Source organism: Salmonella sp. SAL04162 (assembly GCF_046551535.1).
In the GTDB taxonomy this organism is placed as follows: Bacteria; Pseudomonadota; Gammaproteobacteria; order Enterobacterales; family Enterobacteriaceae; genus Salmonella; species Salmonella enterica.
This window is the reverse complement of sequence record NZ_JBGDVX010000001.1, coordinates 596,378-615,225: the sequence shown is the minus strand read 5'-3', so window position 1 is coordinate 615,225 and position 18,848 is coordinate 596,378. Positions and strand designations below refer to the sequence as shown.

Annotated in this window: 19 protein-coding genes and 2 pseudogenes; 11 read left to right on the top strand and 10 right to left on the bottom strand. The window is 51.4% G+C overall.

The annotated features are described in order from the left end of the window. Nucleotides 1-88: 88 nt before the first annotated feature. The gene (gene tpx, locus ACLJRH_RS03315; protein WP_000084401.1) at nt 89-595 is read left to right on the top strand and encodes a thiol peroxidase; all 507 of its coding nucleotides are present in this window, start codon (nt 89-91) and stop codon (nt 593-595) included. A gap of 88 nt (nt 596-683) precedes the next feature. Here tpx and tyrR read toward each other — a convergent pair whose 3' ends face one another. From tyrR to pspA, 8 genes are all read right to left on the bottom strand, one after another. Then, a complete protein-coding gene (gene tyrR, locus ACLJRH_RS03310) occupies nt 684-2,225 on the bottom strand; it encodes a transcriptional regulator TyrR (protein ID WP_001235493.1) in 1,542 nt (513 codons plus the stop codon). A 147-nt stretch (nt 2,226-2,372) separates the two neighbouring features. After that, a complete protein-coding gene (locus ACLJRH_RS03305) occupies nt 2,373-3,434 on the bottom strand; it encodes a TIGR01620 family protein (RefSeq protein ID WP_001294472.1) in 1,062 nt (353 codons plus the stop codon). Next, on the bottom strand, nt 3,431-4,828 hold the full coding sequence (locus ACLJRH_RS03300; protein WP_000825860.1) for a YcjX family protein: 1,398 nt from the start codon (nt 4,826-4,828) through the stop codon (nt 3,431-3,433). Before ACLJRH_RS03300 ends, ACLJRH_RS03305 begins: the two co-directional genes overlap by 4 nt. Before the next feature lie 148 nt (nt 4,829-4,976). Then, complete coding sequence (gene pspE / locus ACLJRH_RS03295) at nt 4,977-5,291, bottom strand: thiosulfate sulfurtransferase PspE (RefSeq protein ID WP_000913432.1); 315 nt, start codon at nt 5,289-5,291, stop codon at nt 4,977-4,979. 75 nt (nt 5,292-5,366) lie between these two features. Continuing rightward, nucleotides 5,367-5,585, bottom strand: a complete 219-nt coding sequence (pspD, locus tag ACLJRH_RS03290; protein ID WP_001097608.1) for a phage shock protein PspD — start codon at nt 5,583-5,585, stop codon at nt 5,367-5,369. A 22-nt stretch (nt 5,586-5,607) separates the two neighbouring features. After that, on the bottom strand, nt 5,608-5,967 hold the full coding sequence (gene pspC, locus ACLJRH_RS03285; protein WP_000508938.1) for an envelope stress response membrane protein PspC: 360 nt from the start codon (nt 5,965-5,967) through the stop codon (nt 5,608-5,610). Continuing rightward, on the bottom strand, nt 5,967-6,191 hold the full coding sequence (gene pspB, locus ACLJRH_RS03280; protein WP_001274953.1) for an envelope stress response membrane protein PspB: 225 nt from the start codon (nt 6,189-6,191) through the stop codon (nt 5,967-5,969). The genes pspC and pspB overlap by 1 nt, the downstream gene beginning before the upstream one ends. Nucleotides 6,192-6,250: 59 nt before the next feature. Continuing rightward, nucleotides 6,251-6,919 carry a phage shock protein PspA gene (pspA, locus tag ACLJRH_RS03275; RefSeq protein ID WP_023223270.1) on the bottom strand — a complete coding sequence of 223 codons (669 nt, stop codon included), beginning with the start codon at nt 6,917-6,919 and terminating at the stop codon, nt 6,251-6,253. 170 nt (nt 6,920-7,089) lie between these two features. On the opposite strand from pspA, the gene pspF reads away from it, so the two are divergent. From pspF to sapF, 6 genes are all read left to right on the top strand, one after another. Further along, nucleotides 7,090-8,070, top strand: a complete 981-nt coding sequence (gene pspF / locus ACLJRH_RS03270; RefSeq protein ID WP_001543112.1) for a phage shock protein operon transcriptional activator — start codon at nt 7,090-7,092, stop codon at nt 8,068-8,070. A gap of 111 nt (nt 8,071-8,181) precedes the next feature. After that, on the top strand, nt 8,182-9,831 hold the full coding sequence (sapA, locus tag ACLJRH_RS03265; RefSeq protein WP_001241628.1) for a peptide ABC transporter substrate-binding protein SapA: 1,650 nt from the start codon (nt 8,182-8,184) through the stop codon (nt 9,829-9,831). Next, nucleotides 9,828-10,793, top strand: coding sequence for a peptide ABC transporter permease SapB (sapB, locus tag ACLJRH_RS03260; protein ID WP_000583298.1), 966 nt, complete (start codon nt 9,828-9,830; stop codon nt 10,791-10,793). The genes sapA and sapB overlap by 4 nt, the downstream gene beginning before the upstream one ends. Next, nucleotides 10,780-11,670: a peptide ABC transporter permease SapC gene (gene sapC / locus ACLJRH_RS03255; RefSeq protein ID WP_001146150.1), complete on the top strand. Its 891-nt coding sequence runs from the start codon at nt 10,780-10,782 to the stop codon at nt 11,668-11,670. The genes sapB and sapC overlap by 14 nt, the downstream gene beginning before the upstream one ends. After that, complete coding sequence (gene sapD, locus ACLJRH_RS03250; RefSeq protein ID WP_001128869.1) at nt 11,670-12,662, top strand: peptide ABC transporter ATP-binding protein SapD; 993 nt, start codon at nt 11,670-11,672, stop codon at nt 12,660-12,662. Before sapC ends, sapD begins: the two co-directional genes overlap by 1 nt. 1 nt (nt 12,663) lies before the next feature. Continuing rightward, complete coding sequence (sapF, locus tag ACLJRH_RS03245) at nt 12,664-13,470, top strand: peptide ABC transporter ATP-binding protein SapF (RefSeq protein ID WP_000230462.1); 807 nt, start codon at nt 12,664-12,666, stop codon at nt 13,468-13,470. A 15-nt stretch (nt 13,471-13,485) separates the two neighbouring features. On the opposite strand, the gene ACLJRH_RS03240 is transcribed toward sapF, so the two are convergent. Next, nucleotides 13,486-14,193, bottom strand: coding sequence for an EAL domain-containing protein (locus ACLJRH_RS03240; RefSeq protein WP_001268408.1), 708 nt, complete (start codon nt 14,191-14,193; stop codon nt 13,486-13,488). Between the two features lie 465 nt (nt 14,194-14,658). Next, a complete protein-coding gene (gene steC, locus ACLJRH_RS03235; RefSeq protein WP_024147826.1) occupies nt 14,659-16,032 on the bottom strand; it encodes an SPI-2 type III secretion system effector kinase SteC in 1,374 nt (457 codons plus the stop codon). A 34-nt stretch (nt 16,033-16,066) separates the two neighbouring features. Here steC and ACLJRH_RS03230 point away from each other — a divergent pair, with 34 nt between their 5' ends. The 4 genes and pseudogenes from ACLJRH_RS03230 to ACLJRH_RS03215 form a co-directional block, all read left to right on the top strand. Then, entirely contained in the window at nt 16,067-16,270 is a 204-nt protein-coding gene (locus ACLJRH_RS03230; protein WP_031604531.1) for a hypothetical protein, read from the top strand. Nucleotides 16,271-16,351: 81 nt separating this feature from the next. Then, a pseudogene (locus ACLJRH_RS03225) lies at nt 16,352-16,646 on the top strand (hypothetical protein). A gap of 117 nt (nt 16,647-16,763) precedes the next feature. Then, on the top strand, nt 16,764-17,552 hold the full coding sequence (fabI, locus tag ACLJRH_RS03220) for an enoyl-ACP reductase FabI (protein WP_000506501.1): 789 nt from the start codon (nt 16,764-16,766) through the stop codon (nt 17,550-17,552). Nucleotides 17,553-17,751: 199 nt separating this feature from the next. Next, nucleotides 17,752-18,729, top strand: a pseudogene (locus ACLJRH_RS03215) (CMD domain-containing protein); the annotation flags it as partial. Nucleotides 18,730-18,848: the final 119 nt, after the last annotated feature.

Genomic DNA, 18,848 nt, shown 5'->3' with positions numbered 1-18,848 from the left:
GGCTTGCTACAAATAGTATTTGCCGTGTTAATGAATAATGACTTAAACTGAATTTCGACGTTAACTATAAGTAAATAGGAACATAATTATGTCACAGACTGTACATTTCCAGGGTAACCCGGTCACCGTTGCCAACGTTATTCCGCAGGCTGGTAGCAAAGCACAGGCTTTTACTCTTGTCGCAAAAGATTTGTCTGACGTTTCCCTCAGCCAATATGCAGGCAAACGCAAAGTGCTGAATATTTTCCCAAGCATTGATACTGGCGTATGCGCCGCATCAGTTCGTAAGTTTAATCAACTGGCCACAGAAGTGGAGAATACCGTCGTATTGTGCGTTTCTGCTGACCTGCCTTTTGCACAGTCGCGTTTTTGCGGCGCGGAAGGCCTGAGCAACGTTATTACGCTTTCCACTCTGCGTAATAACGAGTTTCTGAAAAACTACGGCGTCGAAATCGTTGACGGCCCGCTGAAAGGTTTGGCGGCGCGCGCAGTCATCGTGCTTGACGAAAACGACAACGTTATTTTCAGCCAGTTGGTGGATGAAATCACCCACGAGCCGGATTACGACGCCGCGCTTAATGTCCTGAAGGCATAAGCCAGCGCCTGCTGGCGCTACGTTTGTCAGTGCTACAGGCGGTGCTCTTTTGTCACAAGAAGGCCTCTATCCAGAGGCCTTCTTTTTCCTACTCTTCACCCTTCTTCTGGCTCAGACCATATTCACGCAGCTTATTGGCAATCGCGGTGTGCGATACCCCCAACCGTTTCGCCAGTTTACGCGTACTCGGATAGCTACGATAAAGCTGGGTCAGGACAGAACGTTCGAAACGACTGGTAATGTCATCCAGCGAACCTTCCATCGCATCCTCGCCGACTGCCACCGTCGCGGCATCGTAGTCAGGCAGCAGGATATCCTGCGGACGCAGCTCATACCCTTCCAGTTGCGTCAGCGCCCGGTAAATAGCATTTTTAAGCTGGCGAACGTTACCCGGCCAGCCGTAACGAGTGAGGACCGTACTCAGATCGGCAGACAGTTTCGGTCGCGGAACGCCCTGTTCGTCGGCAAAACGCGCCACGAACAGTTCGGTCAACGGCATAATATCCTGCGGACAATCGCGCAACGGCGGCAAATTAAGCGTCAGAACGTTAAGTCGATAATAGAGATCTTCGCGGAACAGTCCTTTTTGCACCAGCTCCACCAGATTTTTCTGCGTGGCGCAGATAACGCGGACATCAACATGAATTTCGTGATCTTCGCCGACGCGACGGAACGTACCATCATTGAGAAAACGTAGCAGCTTCGCCTGCATACGCGGCGACATTTCGCCAATTTCATCCAGCAGCACCGAGCCGCCATTCGCCTGTTCAAAAAAGCCTTTTTTACCTTCCGGCGCATGGCCAAATAGTTCGCTTTCTACCGCATCTTCCGGGATTGAAGCGCAGTTGAGCGCCAGATACGGTTTCGCTGAACGAGGGCTTGCCTGATGACAGGCATAGGCGAAAAGATCTTTGCCGGTTCCCGTATCGCCGGTAATCAGCAGCGGCGCGCTGAGCATCGCCAGTTTGCGCGCCTGCTCAACAACGTGCTTCATCTTTGCGCTCACGGCAATGATCTGACTAAACGCGCTCAGATCCTGCGTGGACAAATTCTGTAGCTGCTGCCCCATACGAATCGTGGAACGCAACATCACGACCGCCCCGGTCAACACGTATTCGTCATTTTCGTTTTGTAAATGTACCGGCGTAATCTCCATCAGGAAGTTTTGCCCGTTGATCACGACATGTTCGTTATGGGAGCTTTGCGGGTTACCGTCCAGCCAGCGCTGAAAATTGAAGCCGTTGATTAATTGTGCGGCGGTATGGTGCCGCATTCGCTCCTGGCTCTGGGCAAAAAGCTGACAACTCGCCGGGTTCGCCATCTCCACTTTACTCTTCATATCCAATGAGAGCACCGGCTCCGGCAACGCCTCAAGCAGCGCGCTCAGGGCCAGATGTTCACGCTCGGACGGCATCCAGGGAACGGTACGGACATCCGTTACGCCGGAAATACGGCGGATTTCGGCCATCAGGCTGCTGAAGTCGGTGAATTCCAGCTCAGCAAAATTAAGATAAATTCGCCCAATGGGATCAATCTCGATTCCGCGTAAATCAATGCTACGTAACACCAGTAAATCAAGTAATTCGCGGGTCAGACCAAGTCGGTCTTCACAAAAGACTTCCAGACGCATGGGAACCTTCACCTGAATAATGAACCATTAAATAGATGATAAGCCACTATTCGGCTGGCAGGAAGGATTCTGTCAACAAATATTGACAGCATGACGGAAAAACGGGCGCTGTGGCGTAAAGCCAGGCAGTCAGCGCCCTGTGGAAGGTCATTTCTCAGGCGACGACTTACTCTTTTGTAACGTCTCTTTTAGCTGACCGATAAGCTGACGACGAAAATCACCGAGACGTGGTTTATCGTTGTCGATCCACGGCAATGGCCGACATAGCTCCATCGCTTTTATTCCCAGTCGAGCAGTAAGGAGACCTGCGCCAATCCCCTGCGCCGCGCGCGTGGACAGGCGTGCGGCCAGATCCTGAGACATCCAGTCCATACCGACTTCACGCACCAGCTCACTGGCTCCCGCGAACGCGATATTCAGCAACACCAGACGGAACAGACGAAGGCGGCTGTAATAACCAAGTTCAATGCCATACAGCGTTGCGATACGGTTAATCAGGCGTAAATTACGCCAGGCAATAAACGCCATATCCACCAACGCTAACGGGCTGACGGCGATCATCAAAGTCGATTCCGCGGCGAAACGGCTAATCTCACGTCGCGCCTGCGCGTCAAGTACCGGCTGTACCAGATGCGCATACAAACCGACGATTTCCCTGTCGTTTTGCGTTTCGTGAATAGCGGCATACCAACGTTGTAATGCCGGATGTGATTGATCAATCCCCGCCTGCTGCGCCAGTTTTTCGCAAAATGCGCGACCTTTCCCGACGCTATGGCTATGTAACAGTTCACGCGCTTCATCCCGCTCATGCGCCCGCTGGCGCAAGCGCCATAATCGCCGCCACTCCGTGACCACCGATCCTACGCCAGCGCCAACGATCAGCGCGCCTGCGGCACAGCCGCCTAAAGCGACCCAGTCCTGAGTTTGCCAGGCATTCATTGTCCACTGTACGCCTTGCCCGACCACGCTCGCGCCAAACAGCGCCAGCCCTCCCATCACCATTTTACGCCACAGGCTGCGTTTGGGACGCAGCGCGGCATCGACCGCCGCTTCTGCCACGCCTTCGTCTTCCGGGCGCTCATCGATAGCTGCAGGCGCAAATGTACGCGACTCCGCTTCGCTGAAAGTTTGCTGCGCTTTGAAGGCCGACGTAGGTTCCTCCTTTAGCGGTTCTGCAAAATCAATACGCGGTTTTAACGGTTCGCTCATCGCAGCTTATCTCCTATTAAAAACTCCAGCGCAGCGTCCAGACGAATATGCGGTAACGGTTTATCAACATCCATCACCTGCGGACGAAAGGCTTCGAACTGAAAACCCTGACTATCCCAAAACGCTTGCCCCGGCAAACGCGAAGGCACTTCGCCGGGGTACACGGTTAACGGCGCGCCGTCACTCAAACGGTTTCCACGTAAAGCCGGGATTTTTTCACCGTTGACCTCAATCACGCCGCTGGTGGTCGCCTGTACCGACGCCAGCCCCAAGCAATCCATACTAATGCCTTCAAACGCGGCATTTTGCCAGGCATCCTGAATAAGCTGCTGGAGCAAGGCCACCATATTGGCATGTTGGTCGAGGGTGACATGGTCGGCTTTCGTCGCGGCGAACAGCAATTTGTCAATCACCGGCGAAAACAGGCGGCGAAACAGAGTTCGCTGACCATAGTGAAAACTTTGCATCAGCTGCGTTAAAGCGAGACGCATATCATTAAACGCCTGCGGCCCGCTATTAAGCGGTTGCAGACAGTCGACCAGCACAATCTGGCGATCAAAGCGTAGAAAATGATTTTTGTAGAACCCCTTGACCACTTTTTCACAATAGTAGTTAAAGCGTTCGCGCAGCATTCCAGCGTTGGTCTGCTTATCCGCCTGCGCCAGTTTTGACTCGCCGAAGGCGTCTACATCCGGCCACGGGAAAAACTGCAACGCTGGCGCACCCGCCATATCGCCCGGCAAAACAAACCGTCCAGGCTGAATAAAATGCAATCCCTGCGATTTACACTGATGCAAATAATCCGTCCAGGCGGCGGCAATCTCCGCCAGCCGGTTTTCATCGGCGGGCGCCAGCGGATCGAGCCCGTCGCAAAGTTGCCGCCATTTTGCGGCCCACTCAGCGCGTTGTCCTTGTAACAAGCCGTTCATCTGACGGGACCAGCTTAAATAATCCTGAGCCAGCATGGGCAGATCGAGTAACCATTCCCCTGGATAGTCCACAATCTCCAGATACAATGTCGAGGTATCTTTAAAATGGCGCAGCAGCGAGTCGTTTGAGCGATAGCGCAACGCCAGCCGAATCTCACTGACGCCGCGCGTCGGTGTGGGCCATGCGGGAGGATTGCCATAAAGCTGAAGTATCCCCTCGTCGTAGGTAAAACGGGGAATACCAAAATCACGTTGAGGCACGCGCTTTACGCCAAGCAGGCGTTCTTCGCGTACCGCGCTGAGCAACGGTAAGCGCGCGCCCGCGTGGACATTAAGCAACTGGTTAACCATCGCCGTGATAAACGCTGTTTTACCGCTGCGGCTCAACCCGGTTACGGCAAGACGCAAATGCCTGTCTACCCCACGATTGACCAGCGCGTTGAGTTCAGTTTTAAGTCGCTTCATTGACATCCTGTTGAGCCTGAAGAGAAGAAAAAATAATAACGAGCCTGCGTTATAGATATGTGCAAAAACGTTATTATCAACTACCCGGAGAGATCAACAACGGCGCATTAAGCGCCGCGGTTAGTATGAGTATTGAGCAATAGATTATCTATTTTTTTACTTTCGGCATATCAAGACGACTGATGCCGCCCATATTCATCGCGTGCGTATACCCCATATCAAGCAACATTTGTTTTGCCATGCCCGACTGTCGCCCGGAGTTGCAATATAACTTTACCGTATCGTTCCTGTCTGGAACTACCGTTTCGATATGAGATTTAATCTCCTTCAATGGGATATTAATCGCGCCCTGAATATGCTCACGCTGATATTGTTCCGGAATGCGGACATCTATCCAGTATTCTGCGGCATAAAGCGGCATGGCTACGAATAGCGCTAACGCAAATATTCCTTTTTTCAACATACTTCCGTCCTGACACGTAATGTATTTCGCACACACTATACGCCAGAGCTTAACGAAATATTATGACCAGACTCGCTATTTGTAACGCTGCGAAATTTTATTCGCCACCTTACGAAGTACTGGCTCCAGCGCAAACGCCAGCAACATTTTTAGCGGACGACGGGCGACGGATTTTACCGCCCATCCCGCCACGCCGGCAGGCCCGTAGCGTAACGCGGTCAACAGAACCAGCTTACCTGCTATTTTGAAGCCGGGCTTCACCTTCTGCCCGGCGCGTTGCCAGCGAGTATTCATCTTCACCTTCCCGATATATCACTTACAGTTGACGGAAACGACTACGCAGTGTGAACGTATCTGACGTGACGTAGCGTTCCATTTCTCGCAAACGCTTTTCGCCTGCGGCAAGCTCTCTGTCTACGGTATCCAGCAGTTCGCCGCTGGTCGGCTGCGGTTTGCCTGCGGCCAGATTATCCGGCATAGGGTCCAGTACAAAAGACAGAACGATATAGGCCACTACGGTAAAAAACGCCAGCCCAAAGAAAATCGACAGCACGACCAGAATACGCACCAGTTTTACCGGTACATCAAGGTAGTCGGCGATCCCGGCGCAAACGCCACGTACCATGCCCTTTTGCGGCATACGCCATAGTTTTTTATTAAGATTGATTCCACCCATTAGCGCTCTCTCCAGTTCGGATGCTCTGCATCAAGAATGTCTTCCAGCGCCTGAATGCGCTCGCGCATACGTTGCGCATCGTCTGTGAGTTGCAGTAAGCGTTGCTGCTCGCTTTGCGAAAGTTCTCCCCGACCGGCGCGGTTGCTGTAATGCAGCCACAGCCAAATCGGTAACACAAACAACACAAAAATGGTTAACGGGATGGCCAGAAATAGCGCGCTCATGCGTTCTCCTTACACCTAAAGCTGATGAGCGACGGCGCGTATCGGCGCCGCCATTGTCATTATTGATTATCTTGCTTCATTTTGGCTTTCAACTGCGCCAGCTGCTCGCTGATTTCATCATCGGCTTTCAGGTTGGCAAACTGTTGGTCCAGCGATTGCTGCTTACCAAAACGATGGCTTTCCGCTTCCGCTTCCATTTGATCGATACGACGTTCAAAGGATTCAAACCGCGCCATGGCTTCATCCAGTTTGCCGCTGTCAAGCTGACGACGGACATCGCGGGAAGAACTCGCCGCCTGATGACGCAGCATCAGCGCCTGCTGGCGAGCGCGTGTTTCGCTGAGTTTGTTTTCCAGCTCGCCAATCTCTTTCTTCATGCGTGCCAGCGTGTCATCCACCAGCGTGACTTCCTGTTCAAGCGTAGCAATTAAATCGGTCAGCTTTTGTTTTTCAATCAATGCGGCGCGCGCCAGATCGTCTTTATCTTTGCGCAGAGCCAGTTCCGCTTTTTCCTGCCACTCGGCCTGCTGAGCCGTAGCCTGTTCAATACGACGGGATAACTGTTTCTTTTCCGCTAAAGCACGCGCGGAGTTCGAGCGAACCTCCACCAGCGTATCTTCCATCTCCTGAATCATCAGGCGCACCAGCTTCTGCGGATCTTCCGCTTTTTCCAACAACGCATTGATATTGGCGTTCACGATGTCGGCAAAACGAGAAAAAATACCCATAATTCAATCCTCACATAATGTTCTGATAACGGGCGATGCCCTGCTACATGATTAATACAATTTGCGTGCCAACTTTTCATATCACTGATAATAAAGAAATTGTTTCGTTTTACCTCGCCAGCAAAAAAGGATAAAGTGGTGAAAAACACTAACAAGTGGCGATTTTCATCATGGCTGAATTTAAAGATAACCTGCTCGGCGAGGCAAACCGTTTTCTTGAAGTACTGGAACAAGTCTCCCGGCTCGCGCCGCTGGATAAGCCAGTGCTGATTATTGGCGAACGCGGTACGGGTAAAGAACTTATCGCCAATCGCCTGCACTATCTCTCTTCACGCTGGCAGGGGCCGCTTATCTCGCTTAACTGCGCGGCGCTTAACGAAAATCTGCTGGACTCCGAACTGTTTGGTCATGAAGCGGGCGCTTTTACCGGGGCGCAAAAACGTCATCCCGGTCGCTTTGAACGCGCCGATGGCGGCACGCTGTTTTTGGATGAACTGGCGACAGCGCCGATGCTGGTACAGGAAAAGCTGCTGCGGGTGATTGAATATGGCGAGCTAGAGCGCGTCGGCGGCAGCCAGCCGTTACAGGTTAATGTGCGATTAGTATGCGCCACCAATGCCGATTTACCCGCCATGGTGAAGGAAGGGACATTTCGTGCCGATCTGCTCGATAGGCTGGCTTTTGATGTTGTACAACTGCCGCCGCTGCGCGAACGCCAGAGCGATATCATGCTGATGGCCGAGCATTTTGCTATTCAGATGTGTCGTGAACTACGTCTGCCCTTATTTCCCGGTTTTACCGATCGGGCAAAAGAAACGTTGTTGCATTACGCCTGGCCGGGTAATGTCCGCGAGCTGAAAAACGTAGTCGAACGTTCAGTGTATCGCCACGGCAGTAGTGAACATCCTTTGGATGAAATTGTTATCGATCCTTTTCAACGCCATCCCGCCGAACCGCCCGCGCCCGCCCTGCCATCGGCAACCGCCACGCCCGACCTGCCGCTCAAGTTGCGGGAGTTTCAACTGCAACAGGAAAAAGCGCTGCTGCAACGTAGCTTACAGCAGGCGAAATTTAACCAGAAACGAGCCGCCGATTTGCTGGCACTCACCTACCACCAGTTTCGCGCCTTGCTTAAAAAGCATCAGCTTTAGCTATTTCTCCGGCTAATTGACGACATTTACGCCAGTTATCCACCGACATTTTTACGTGGCGGGCCGAAGTGCGATACACTTTGCAAATTGAACTTCAAAAACTTAACTATTATGCGCCTGGTTTTATCGTCTCTGATCGTGATAGCGGGTCTACTGAGTAGTCAGGCTACGGCTGCGACTGCGCCCGAACAAACTGCGAGTGCAGATATTCGCGATAGCGGCTTTGTGTATTGTGTCAGCGGGCAGGTCAACACCTTTAATCCGCAAAAAGCGAGCAGCGGCCTCATCGTCGATACCCTGGCCGCCCAGTTATATGACCGCCTGTTGGATGTCGATCCCTATACTTATCGTTTAGTCCCAGAGCTGGCAGAAAGCTGGGAGGTGCTGGATAACGGGGCAACGTACCGTTTTCACCTGCGCCGCGACGTTTCCTTTCAAAAAACCGCCTGGTTTACGCCGACCCGAAAACTCAATGCTGATGATGTTGTCTTTACCTTTCAGCGGATTTTTGATCGTCGGCATCCGTGGCATAACATCAACGGCAGTAGCTTCCCCTACTTTGATAGCCTACAGTTCGCCGACAATGTAAAAAGCGTGCGTAAGCTGGACAATAACACCGTTGAGTTTCGCCTGACGCAGCCAGACGCCTCCTTTTTATGGCATCTGGCTACACACTACGCTTCCGTCATGTCCGCTGAGTACGCCGCGCAGCTTAGCCGAAAAGATCGTCAGGAACTGCTAGACCGCCAACCGGTCGGCACCGGGCCTTTCCAGCTTTCGGAGTACCGTGCCGGGCAGTTTATTCGTCTCCAGCGCCACGATGGTTTTTGGCGCGGCAAACCGCTGATGCCGCAAGTAGTAGTGGATTTAGGCTCCGGCGGTACCGGGCGTTTATCAAAATTACTGACCGGTGAATGCGATGTTCTGGCCTGGCCCGCCGCCAGCCAGCTAACTATTTTACGCGACGATCCGCGTTTGCGCCTGACGTTGCGCCCGGGGATGAATATCGCCTATCTGGCCTTTAACACCGATAAGCCGCCGTTGAATAATCCCGCAGTGCGCCATGCGCTGGCCTTATCGATCAACAACCAGCGCCTGATGCAGTCGATTTATTACGGCACGGCAGAAACCGCAGCCTCCATTTTACCGAGAGCCTCATGGGCTTACGATAACGATGCCAAAATTACGGAGTACAATCCGGAAAAATCGCGCGAACAGCTAAAAGCGCTGGGCATTGAGAATCTTACGCTGCATCTCTGGGTGCCGACTAGTTCTCAGGCCTGGAACCCAAGTCCGCTAAAAACGGCGGAGCTTATTCAGGCGGATATGGCGCAGGTTGGCGTAAAAGTGGTCATTGTGCCGGTTGAAGGTCGTTTCCAGGAGGCGCGCCTGATGGATATGAATCACGATCTGACCTTATCCGGCTGGGCCACGGACAGCAACGATCCGGATAGCTTTTTCAGACCGCTGTTAAGCTGTGCAGCCATCAATTCGCAAACCAATTTCGCCCACTGGTGTAACCCTGAATTTGACAGCGTGCTGCGTAAGGCACTGTCGTCGCAGCAGTTGGCTTCGCGCATAGAAGCGTATGAGGAAGCGCAGAATATCCTGGAGAAAGAGCTGCCGATACTGCCGCTGGCATCATCACTACGCCTGCAGGCTTACCGCTACGATATTAAAGGGCTGGTGTTAAGCCCGTTCGGCAATGCGTCTTTTGCCGGCGTCTCCCGCGAAAAACACGAAGAGGTGAAAAAACCATGATTATCTTCACCCTGCGTCGGTTATTGCTGTTGCTGGTGACGCTATTCTTCCTTACCTTTATCGGCTTTAGCCTGAGCTATTTTACGCCGCACGCGCCGCTACAAGGCGCATCATTATGGAATGCCTGGGTTTTCTGGTTCAACGGTCTGCTGCACTGGGACTTTGGCGTGTCCAGCATTAACGGCCAGCTGATCTCCGAACAGCTTAAAGAGGTGTTTCCCGCCACGATGGAGCTGTGCATTCTCGCCTTTGGTTTTGCGCTGATGGTCGGCATCCCGGTCGGGATGCTGGCTGGCGTGACGCGTAGCAAATGGCCGGATCGTTTTATCAGCGCGCTGGCGCTATTAGGTTTCTCAATTCCGGTTTTCTGGCTGGCGCTTCTGCTCACACTGTTCTTTTCGCTCACGCTGGGGTGGCTGCCGGTATCCGGGCGATTTGACCTACTTTATGAAGTTAAACCGGTTACCGGTTTCGCCATCATTGACGCCTGGATTTCAGATTCGCCGTGGCGCGATGAAATGGTGATGAGCGCCATACGACATATGGTTTTACCGGTGCTCACGCTTTCCGTCGCGCCGACCACAGAAGTGATCCGCCTGATGCGAATCAGCACTATTGAGGTCTACGATCAGAACTACGTTAAAGCGGCGGCCACGCGCGGCTTGTCGCGCTTTACGATTTTACGCCGTCACGTGTTGCATAATGCGCTGCCGCCGGTCATTCCCCGTCTTGGCCTGCAGTTTTCAACCATGTTAACGCTGGCGATGATTACCGAAATGGTTTTCAGCTGGCCAGGGCTGGGACGATGGTTAATTCACGCCATTCGTCAGCAGGACTATGCCGCTATTTCCGCTGGCGTGATGGTCATTGGGTCGCTGGTTATTGTGGTCAATGTGATTTCCGATATTTTGGGTGCTATGGCTAACCCTCTGAAACATAAGGAATGGTATGCCTTACGATAGCGTATACAGCGAAAAGCGCCCGCCAGGCACCCTGCGCACTGCCTGGCGTAAATTTTATAGCGACGCGCCCGCGATGGTGGGTCTGTATGGATGCGCCGGTCTGGCGTTGTTGTGTATTTTTGGCGGCTGGATCGCGCCCTATGGTATCGATCAGCAATTTTTGGGCTATCAGCTACTGCCGCCCTCCTGGTCACGCTATGGTGAAGTCTCCTTTTTTCTGGGGACTGACGATCTGGGGCGCGATGTGCTGAGCCGCCTGTTAAGCGGCGCGGCACCCACAGTCGGCGGCGCGTTTATCGTAACGCTGGCGGCTACGCTATGTGGATTAGTCCTCGGCGTAGTGGCAGGCGCGACGCACGGTTTACGCTCTGCCGTACTGAACCATATTCTGGACACGCTGCTTTCCATCCCTTCGCTCTTGCTGGCGATTATCGTCGTGGCATTTGCCGGCCCACATCTGTCACACGCGATGTTTGCCGTCTGGCTGGCCCTGTTGCCGCGAATGGTACGTTCCGTCTATAGCATGGTGCATGATGAACTGGAAAAAGAGTACGTCATTGCCGCCCGTCTGGATGGCGCGACAACACTGAATATTCTGTGGTTCGCCATTTTACCGAATATTACCGCCGGTCTGGTCACCGAAATTACCCGGGCGCTGTCGATGGCGATTCTGGACATCGCCGCGCTGGGATTTTTAGATCTCGGCGCGCAGCTTCCCTCTCCTGAATGGGGCGCCATGTTGGGGGATGCGCTGGAGTTAATCTATGTCGCGCCGTGGACCGTTATGCTACCCGGCGCGGCGATAACGCTCAGTGTTTTACTGGTAAACCTGCTCGGAGATGGGATTCGTCGTGCGATTATTGCGGGGGTGGAATAATGCCGTTACTGGATATCCGCAATCTCACCATTGAATTTAAAACCAGCGAAGGTTGGGTAAAAGCGGTCGATCGCGTCAGTATGACATTAAGCGAAGGCGAAATTCGCGGCCTGGTAGGTGAATCGGGTTCCGGAAAGAGCTTGATTGCTAAAGCTATTTGCGGCGTCGCGAAAGACAACTGGCGAGTCACTGCCGACCGTATGCGTTTTGATGATATCGATCTGCTGCGCCTCTCCTCTCGTGAACGGCGTAAGCTGGTCGGGCATAATGTGTCGATGATCTTCCAGGAGCCGCAGTCGTGCCTTGATCCTTCCGAACGCGTCGGCCGCCAGCTAATGCAAAATATTCCCGCCTGGACCTATAAAGGCCGCTGGTGGCAGCGTTTAGGCTGGCGTAAACGGCGTGCTATTGAATTACTGCACCGGGTGGGAATTAAAGATCATAAAGACGCGATGCGCAGTTTTCCCTATGAACTGACCGATGGCGAGTGTCAGAAAGTCATGATCGCTATCGCGCTGGCGAATCAACCGCGACTCCTGATCGCTGATGAACCCACCAACTCAATGGAACCAACGACGCAGGCGCAAATTTTTCGCCTGCTGACCCGACTGAATCAAAACAGTAATACCACCATTCTGTTGATTAGCCACGACCTGCAAATGCTGAGTCAGTGGGCTGACAAAATCAACGTTTTATACTGCGGCCAGACGGTAGAAACCGCGCCAAGTAAAGATCTGGTGACGACGCCACATCATCCTTATACGCAGGCGCTTATCCGCGCGATTCCGGATTTTGGCAGTGCGATGCCGCATAAAAGCCGTCTGAATACGCTGCCGGGCGCGATCCCGCTACTGGAGCAGTTACCGATAGGTTGTCGTCTGGGGCCGCGCTGCCCTTACGCGCAACGAGAATGCATTATCACGCCACGCTTAACCGGCGCGAAAAATCATCTCTATGCCTGTCATTTTCCGCTGAATATGGAGAGAGAGTGATATGGTGGAAACTCTGCTTGAAGTGCGCAACCTGAGTAAAACCTTTCGCTACCGGACAGGATGGTTTCGCCGCCAGACCGTCGACGCCGTGAAACCATTAAGCTTTACGCTTCGTGAGCGTCAGACTCTGGCCATTATCGGCGAAAACGGTTCCGGCAAATCCACGCTGGCAAAGATGCTGGCCGGCATGATTGAACCCACCAGCGGCGAGCTTCTTATTGACGATCATCCCCTGCATTACGGCGACTATTCGTTTCGAAGCCAACGTATTCGAATGATTTTTCAGGACCCCTCAACGTCACTGAATCCACGTCAACGTATTTCACAGATCCTTGACTTCCCCCTGCGCCTTAATACCGATCTGGAGCCGGAACAGCGGCGCAAACAGATTGTCGAGACGATGCGTATGGTGGGGCTATTGCCCGATCACGTGAGCTACTACCCGCATATGCTGGCGCCGGGGCAGAAACAGCGTCTGGGCCTGGCCCGCGCGCTGATTTTACGCCCTAAAGTCATTATCGCGGACGAAGCGCTGGCTTCGCTTGATATGTCCATGCGCTCGCAGCTCATCAATCTGATGCTTGAATTGCAGGAAAAACAAGGCATCTCCTATATCTATGTCACGCAGCATATCGGCATGATGAAGCATATTAGCGATCAGGTATTAGTGATGCATCAGGGGGAAGTGGTTGAACGCGGCAGCACCGCCGATGTGCTCGCCTCTCCGCTACATGAGCTTACCCGCCGTTTAATCGCAGGCCATTTTGGCGAGGCGCTGACCGCTGACGCATGGCGAAAGGATCGCTAAGCGAAACAAATACCCTCAGTTCGATTCTCTGAGGGTGTTCATGCGACTGCCCAACAGCAATGTTTCAACCTCTTCTAACGCAACGGAAGGAAATAACGTGCCCTGGGTTGCCCAAATGCCTGCCGTTTTTAACGCCGGCAAATAGCGTGCGTTTTCCTGGCCACCCACCACAATCTTGTCACAATAATGCCGGATATGTTTGACAAGCAGCGGAAACGTCATTTTTTCAATTTGTGAGACAAAAAAGCTGCGATCAAGTTTTACGCCGCTAAAACACCCGCAAACTAATGGCGCAGCGGTTGCGTTCCCTACGCCCAGGTCGCCCAGCCATAATGGATTAGGTTGTTTATGAAGCGCGTGTATTAAAGGATCGACTAAGACGTTATCTTGACATGAAAAATGTTCAGCGACCTGCAGCTCCACAAATAGCATGGCGTGTAGTAATGCGCGAATATCTTTGTCCTGAAGGACAAGCTGCGCCATACCCCGATCGATATTTACGATACAGAACAGGCCGTGGCGTAGAAACCAGCCATGTTTGGCCGCGATTGTCCGCAATAGATCAAGCAGAAAACGGCGCTTCTGCGAATTGTCCCATGACGAGATAACAAACTCAGGGTGTAGCGGACGAGCGGGCGACGATGCAAAATGGGTAGTGATTTCGACACCCAGTAAATCCCCCTCCATTGCCCTTATCGGCTCTGCCATAAAAAAATAGCGCATGTGACCACTCCACTTGATCTTAACTCCCTGATAATGCGCTTTTAACGCAAATCAATCAATAAAAACGATCAATATATAAAAAATGATCGAAAAAAACAATATATGTTAACTTCATGATAACTTGCTAATTTTATGTTTTGAGAATGTTCTTCTATTGCTATAAGGAAATTTACATACTACGCCGAACAACGCTAATACGACGGCATGAGACCATCCGTAAAGCCGGGGTCTTCTTGCCAGGTAGAGGGGAAAAATCAAGGCGAGTTAATGTTGTTGCACCATCGCGAGGCATTTCATCCACTATGGCAGCGCGGCATCGCCAACCCTACTTGCGAGTTGCATCTCCGCTGCAGGCTGTCCAGATCCCCCGAACGACTTTTAAACGAATAGCAACTCTCAATAATTGATCGGCAAATCTGTAGCGAATGAGCCCCGGCGATTCGCAGAAAAGAACGGAACTAAATGCTATTTTTTTAATTCATCCTTTAATACTTTAGCCACAAGAGTCCCTTCCTCCGGCGCGGCTAGTTTAAAACGTCTTCCTGACGCAGGTGTCTGTTCTTCCTCTCCGATTAACTCATCAAGCTCTGTAATAAGTGACTTATAATATTCAATATCTTCAGTATTTCCTTCGGTCTCGGCCTGCTTTAATTTTATCAGGTAACGGGCCTTAATTTGCTCTTCCAGTTGCCTTGTTGCAAGAGAAGCGCTTCGCTGTTGCCGGGATTCTTGTGACAGCACGATTTGATCGCCATCCACAAAGAAAAGTACCCCCTCTTTAACCAGAATATTACCTAAGTTATCTATATCATGCATATAAACCCCCCGGGATTCAAGAAGCGCCTCCGCCATTCGATAGTTATCTTCATCTTCAATATCGAACTCCTGACCTTGAATATATTTTGAAACTAAAACCGTAACGTCTTTACCATTAATATTCATGATGGCCGAACGAGAAAAATCCTTGTCGCCATTGGCCATGTTCAAATACTTACTGACACGATCAGGATGACAATTACGATGTTCCGGAGAGTTAACATCCACTTTTATTCCCCGCTCATTAATTGGAATCTTAACAACAAACTCATCATTTAACAGATAGACTGTCCCATAACTTCCGCTACCTATTTTATTTTTTTCAATATCACGCATGCGAATATTTTTTTTAAACTCCGACGAGTTAATAAACGCCTCTATTGCCGCTGGTTGTGATGCATCCGTCTGATCAGTAGCGCCGCTCTCATCACCAGACGCCATGGCGGGCGTGGTCAGGAAGTCTATCAAACGTTGCTCAAAAGCCTCATAGATTCCATTACTACCTGCTTCGCTCGGCGGCTGGTTATCATTATCTAAAGCGGCAAGCGTAATTTCCCCATTATTATAATTAAACATCGTTTCTTTTAAAAAATCGACGCAACGCTCAGAACACTCCGTCTCGGTCACTAATACTCCATCGTAAAACAGTTTTAGTAGTAACGTATTTTCTTGATACGCTAATACCTCTACAGTGTATTTATCTCTTGTTTCAGGTCTGGAGGCATCAATCAGTTTAATATATCCAAGAAGGGGGCGCCATCGTGTACAGTCTTCATCTCGCCTCGAAAATGGTCGTAGCGAGAAAGGCTTCGTAATATCGGGACGCTCGTTTTTTTGGCACAGTAGATTATATATTTCTCTATAATCAGAGATTAAACTTCGACTGGTAAATATATTCCTGAAAAAATCTATGAATTTCTCATACGTTGAAAAAACATGCTCTTTTTTATTATCGATGATATCTCTTAAATACCTTTCTGATATCTGGCAACTATGATTTCCGATCTGAAATGTAAATGGCATATGTCTCATCCTCTGAAAATTTATTATAATACACATGCAAACATATAAAAACCCGATTTGTAACTACTGTAATCACCTGATTTCCAAAATTTTCCATATTAAGTATTACTCTGCATCAATAAATAGAGAAAACTTACAGCGCCTAAAAAAGAAATTATTTTTGTTAAGCATTTGCTGGTTAAAATTACATGTCTATACCCCAAATAATTCGAGTTGCTTAAAGGCGGCAAGGGAGTGAGTCCCCAGGAGCATAGATAACTATGTGACTGGGGTGAGCGAGCGTAGCCAACACATAAGCAACTTGAAGTATGAAGGGTATATAACATCGCTAATAGGTGAGGTAAACCATTCGGATGAATATTCAGGCTTCCTACAGAACCTTTATTTGTCTGGTGGAAGGTGCATCGCTATGCGTACTTGCTATCCGTCCCGGTGTCTCTGGTTGGATGAGGCGAACCTTACACCAGCTGGTATACTGCAGCGTAGGGCCTGTCCCATTAGACTCTTTGATTTGCCAGTTTGGCCCTGGGGAGTGCTCAAAATCCTCAGGGACTTCGTTACCGTGTGGTTTTAGAACGTCACCTGCCGGAGATAGCGGCGGAAAAATAGCGTGACACACGGGGTCAGGAGTGAGATATAATTTCAGACTAATTTCGAATAATGTTGAAAAGTTGCTGTTAACCATTGTTCGTAAAAGCAAAAAATAAGCAATGACTATAAGGATTAAAGCTATGGGTTTTCTTTCCGGTAAGCGCATTCTGGTCACTGGCGTGGCCAGTAAACTGTCCATCGCCTACGGTATCGCACAGGCGATGCACCGCGAAGGAGCTGAACTGGCGTTCACCTACCAGAACGACAAACTGAAAGGCCGCGTAGAAGAATTTGCTGCCCAGCTGGGTTCCAGCATCGTTTTACCGTGTGATGTCGCTGAAGATGCCAGCATTGACGCTATGTTTGCGGAGCTGGGTAACGTTTGGCCGAAATTTGACGGTTTCGTACACTCAATTGGTTTCGCGCCTGGCGATCAGCTGGACGGCGATTATGTTAATGCGGTTACCCGCGAAGGCTTTAAAATCGCTCACGATATTAGCTCTTACAGCTTTGTTGCCATGGCGAAAGCCTGCCGCACCATGCTGAATCCGGGTTCTGCGCTGTTGACCTTGTCTTATCTGGGAGCGGAACGCGCCATCCCGAACTACAATGTCATGGGTCTGGCGAAAGCCTCTCTGGAAGCCAACGTGCGTTATATGGCAAATGCTATGGGTCCGGAAGGGGTTCGCGTCAACGCCATCTCTGCGGGTCCAATCCGCACGCTGGCGGCGTCCGGTATTAAAGACTTCCGTAAAATGCTGGCGCATTGTGAAGCCGTTACGCCAATTCGTCGCACCGTGACCATTGAAGATGTGGGTAACTCAGCGGCGTTTCTGTGTTCCGATCTCTCGGCAGGCATTTCTGGCGAAGTCGTCCATGTTGACGGCGGGTTCAGCATTGCGGCAATGAATGAACTGGAACTCAAATAAGCGCATTAAGTTTATTAGCGGGCGGCACGGCTGTGCTGCCCCACTCCCCTCACTCACCGCTCATCTCGTTATATAGCGTTCTGATATTTGTTATCACCTAACAATCTTTCATCCCTTTCCCGCATACGCCAGGATAATCCAGCATAAACGATCCGACGCCGAATCATTATCGATCGCCATTTCATCCTCGGGAAACCCTATGGAACAATGCCGAAAAGCGGGTAAAAGCCACTGGTATCATGAAACACAATCCACTATGTCGTCACAAACCCCGCTTTCGCTAATGCCGGAAGCCGCGTATGTTAACGATCGATTTTTACTGGATTTAGCGGTAGCAGAAACCGCGTTGACGCCTTTTGAACCATGGTTAAAGCCCGCTCGCCAGTTGGCGGATGTCTTATTTCCCCGCACGGTTCTCAACGACCGGCTTCATACGTTTAGCGCCTATGAACGTATGAGCACCGCGCTGACCGCCGCTCAAGTATTTGGGGTTCAGCGTTTGTGCCGCTATTATGCCGCGCGTCTGGCGCCGCTACCTGGCCCTGACGCCTCAAGAGAGAGCAATCAACGGCTGGCGCAAATTACGCAATACGCTCGTCAGCTTGCCGGCTCCCCCTCCGTTATCAATACGCGGGCCCGCGAACAGCTTGCAGAGGTGGGATTAACCGCCCGGGATACCGTACTCATCAATCAGATCATTGGGTTTATCGGTTTTCAGGCGCGGGTAGCGGCGATATTTCAGGCGTTTTGCCGTCTGCCCGTGCGTGAGCTGCCCGGCCAGGAGATGCAGCGCTTTGCCAGGGCCGCGCGGTTTCGAAACCCCCAGACGACATGGCGGCCCGCCGCCAGTCTGGTAGAATATCCTCCCGCCCATACCAAAGTTCGGCGGCAATATTCGTCTTCACAATGCCAAATGATGGCGCCGGTACTCATCCGCGATCCGTCTTCATTCGCGTTACTCGAACGCATACTGACCAGCACATTACACACCGCGTCGCCCCCTTCTTTACTTCCACTTATCACGCTCCTCACATCACGTATCAACGGCAGCGCCGCCTGCTTTAACGAACAGGCAACCCAACCTGGCGCGTGGCGTCGCGCTGTCATCACGTTACGCCAGGAAGACGACGACATCGTTCGTTGGGAACTTGAGCCTGCGCTGACACAGGCGATACAATGGCTCACCAGAGCGCCCGATCGCTTTAGCGCCGCGCATTTTTTCCCGCTACTCACCAGGGGTGTTTCATCGGAGCAGGCCATTAACATGTTAGGCTGGTGCGGCGTGTGCGGATGGTT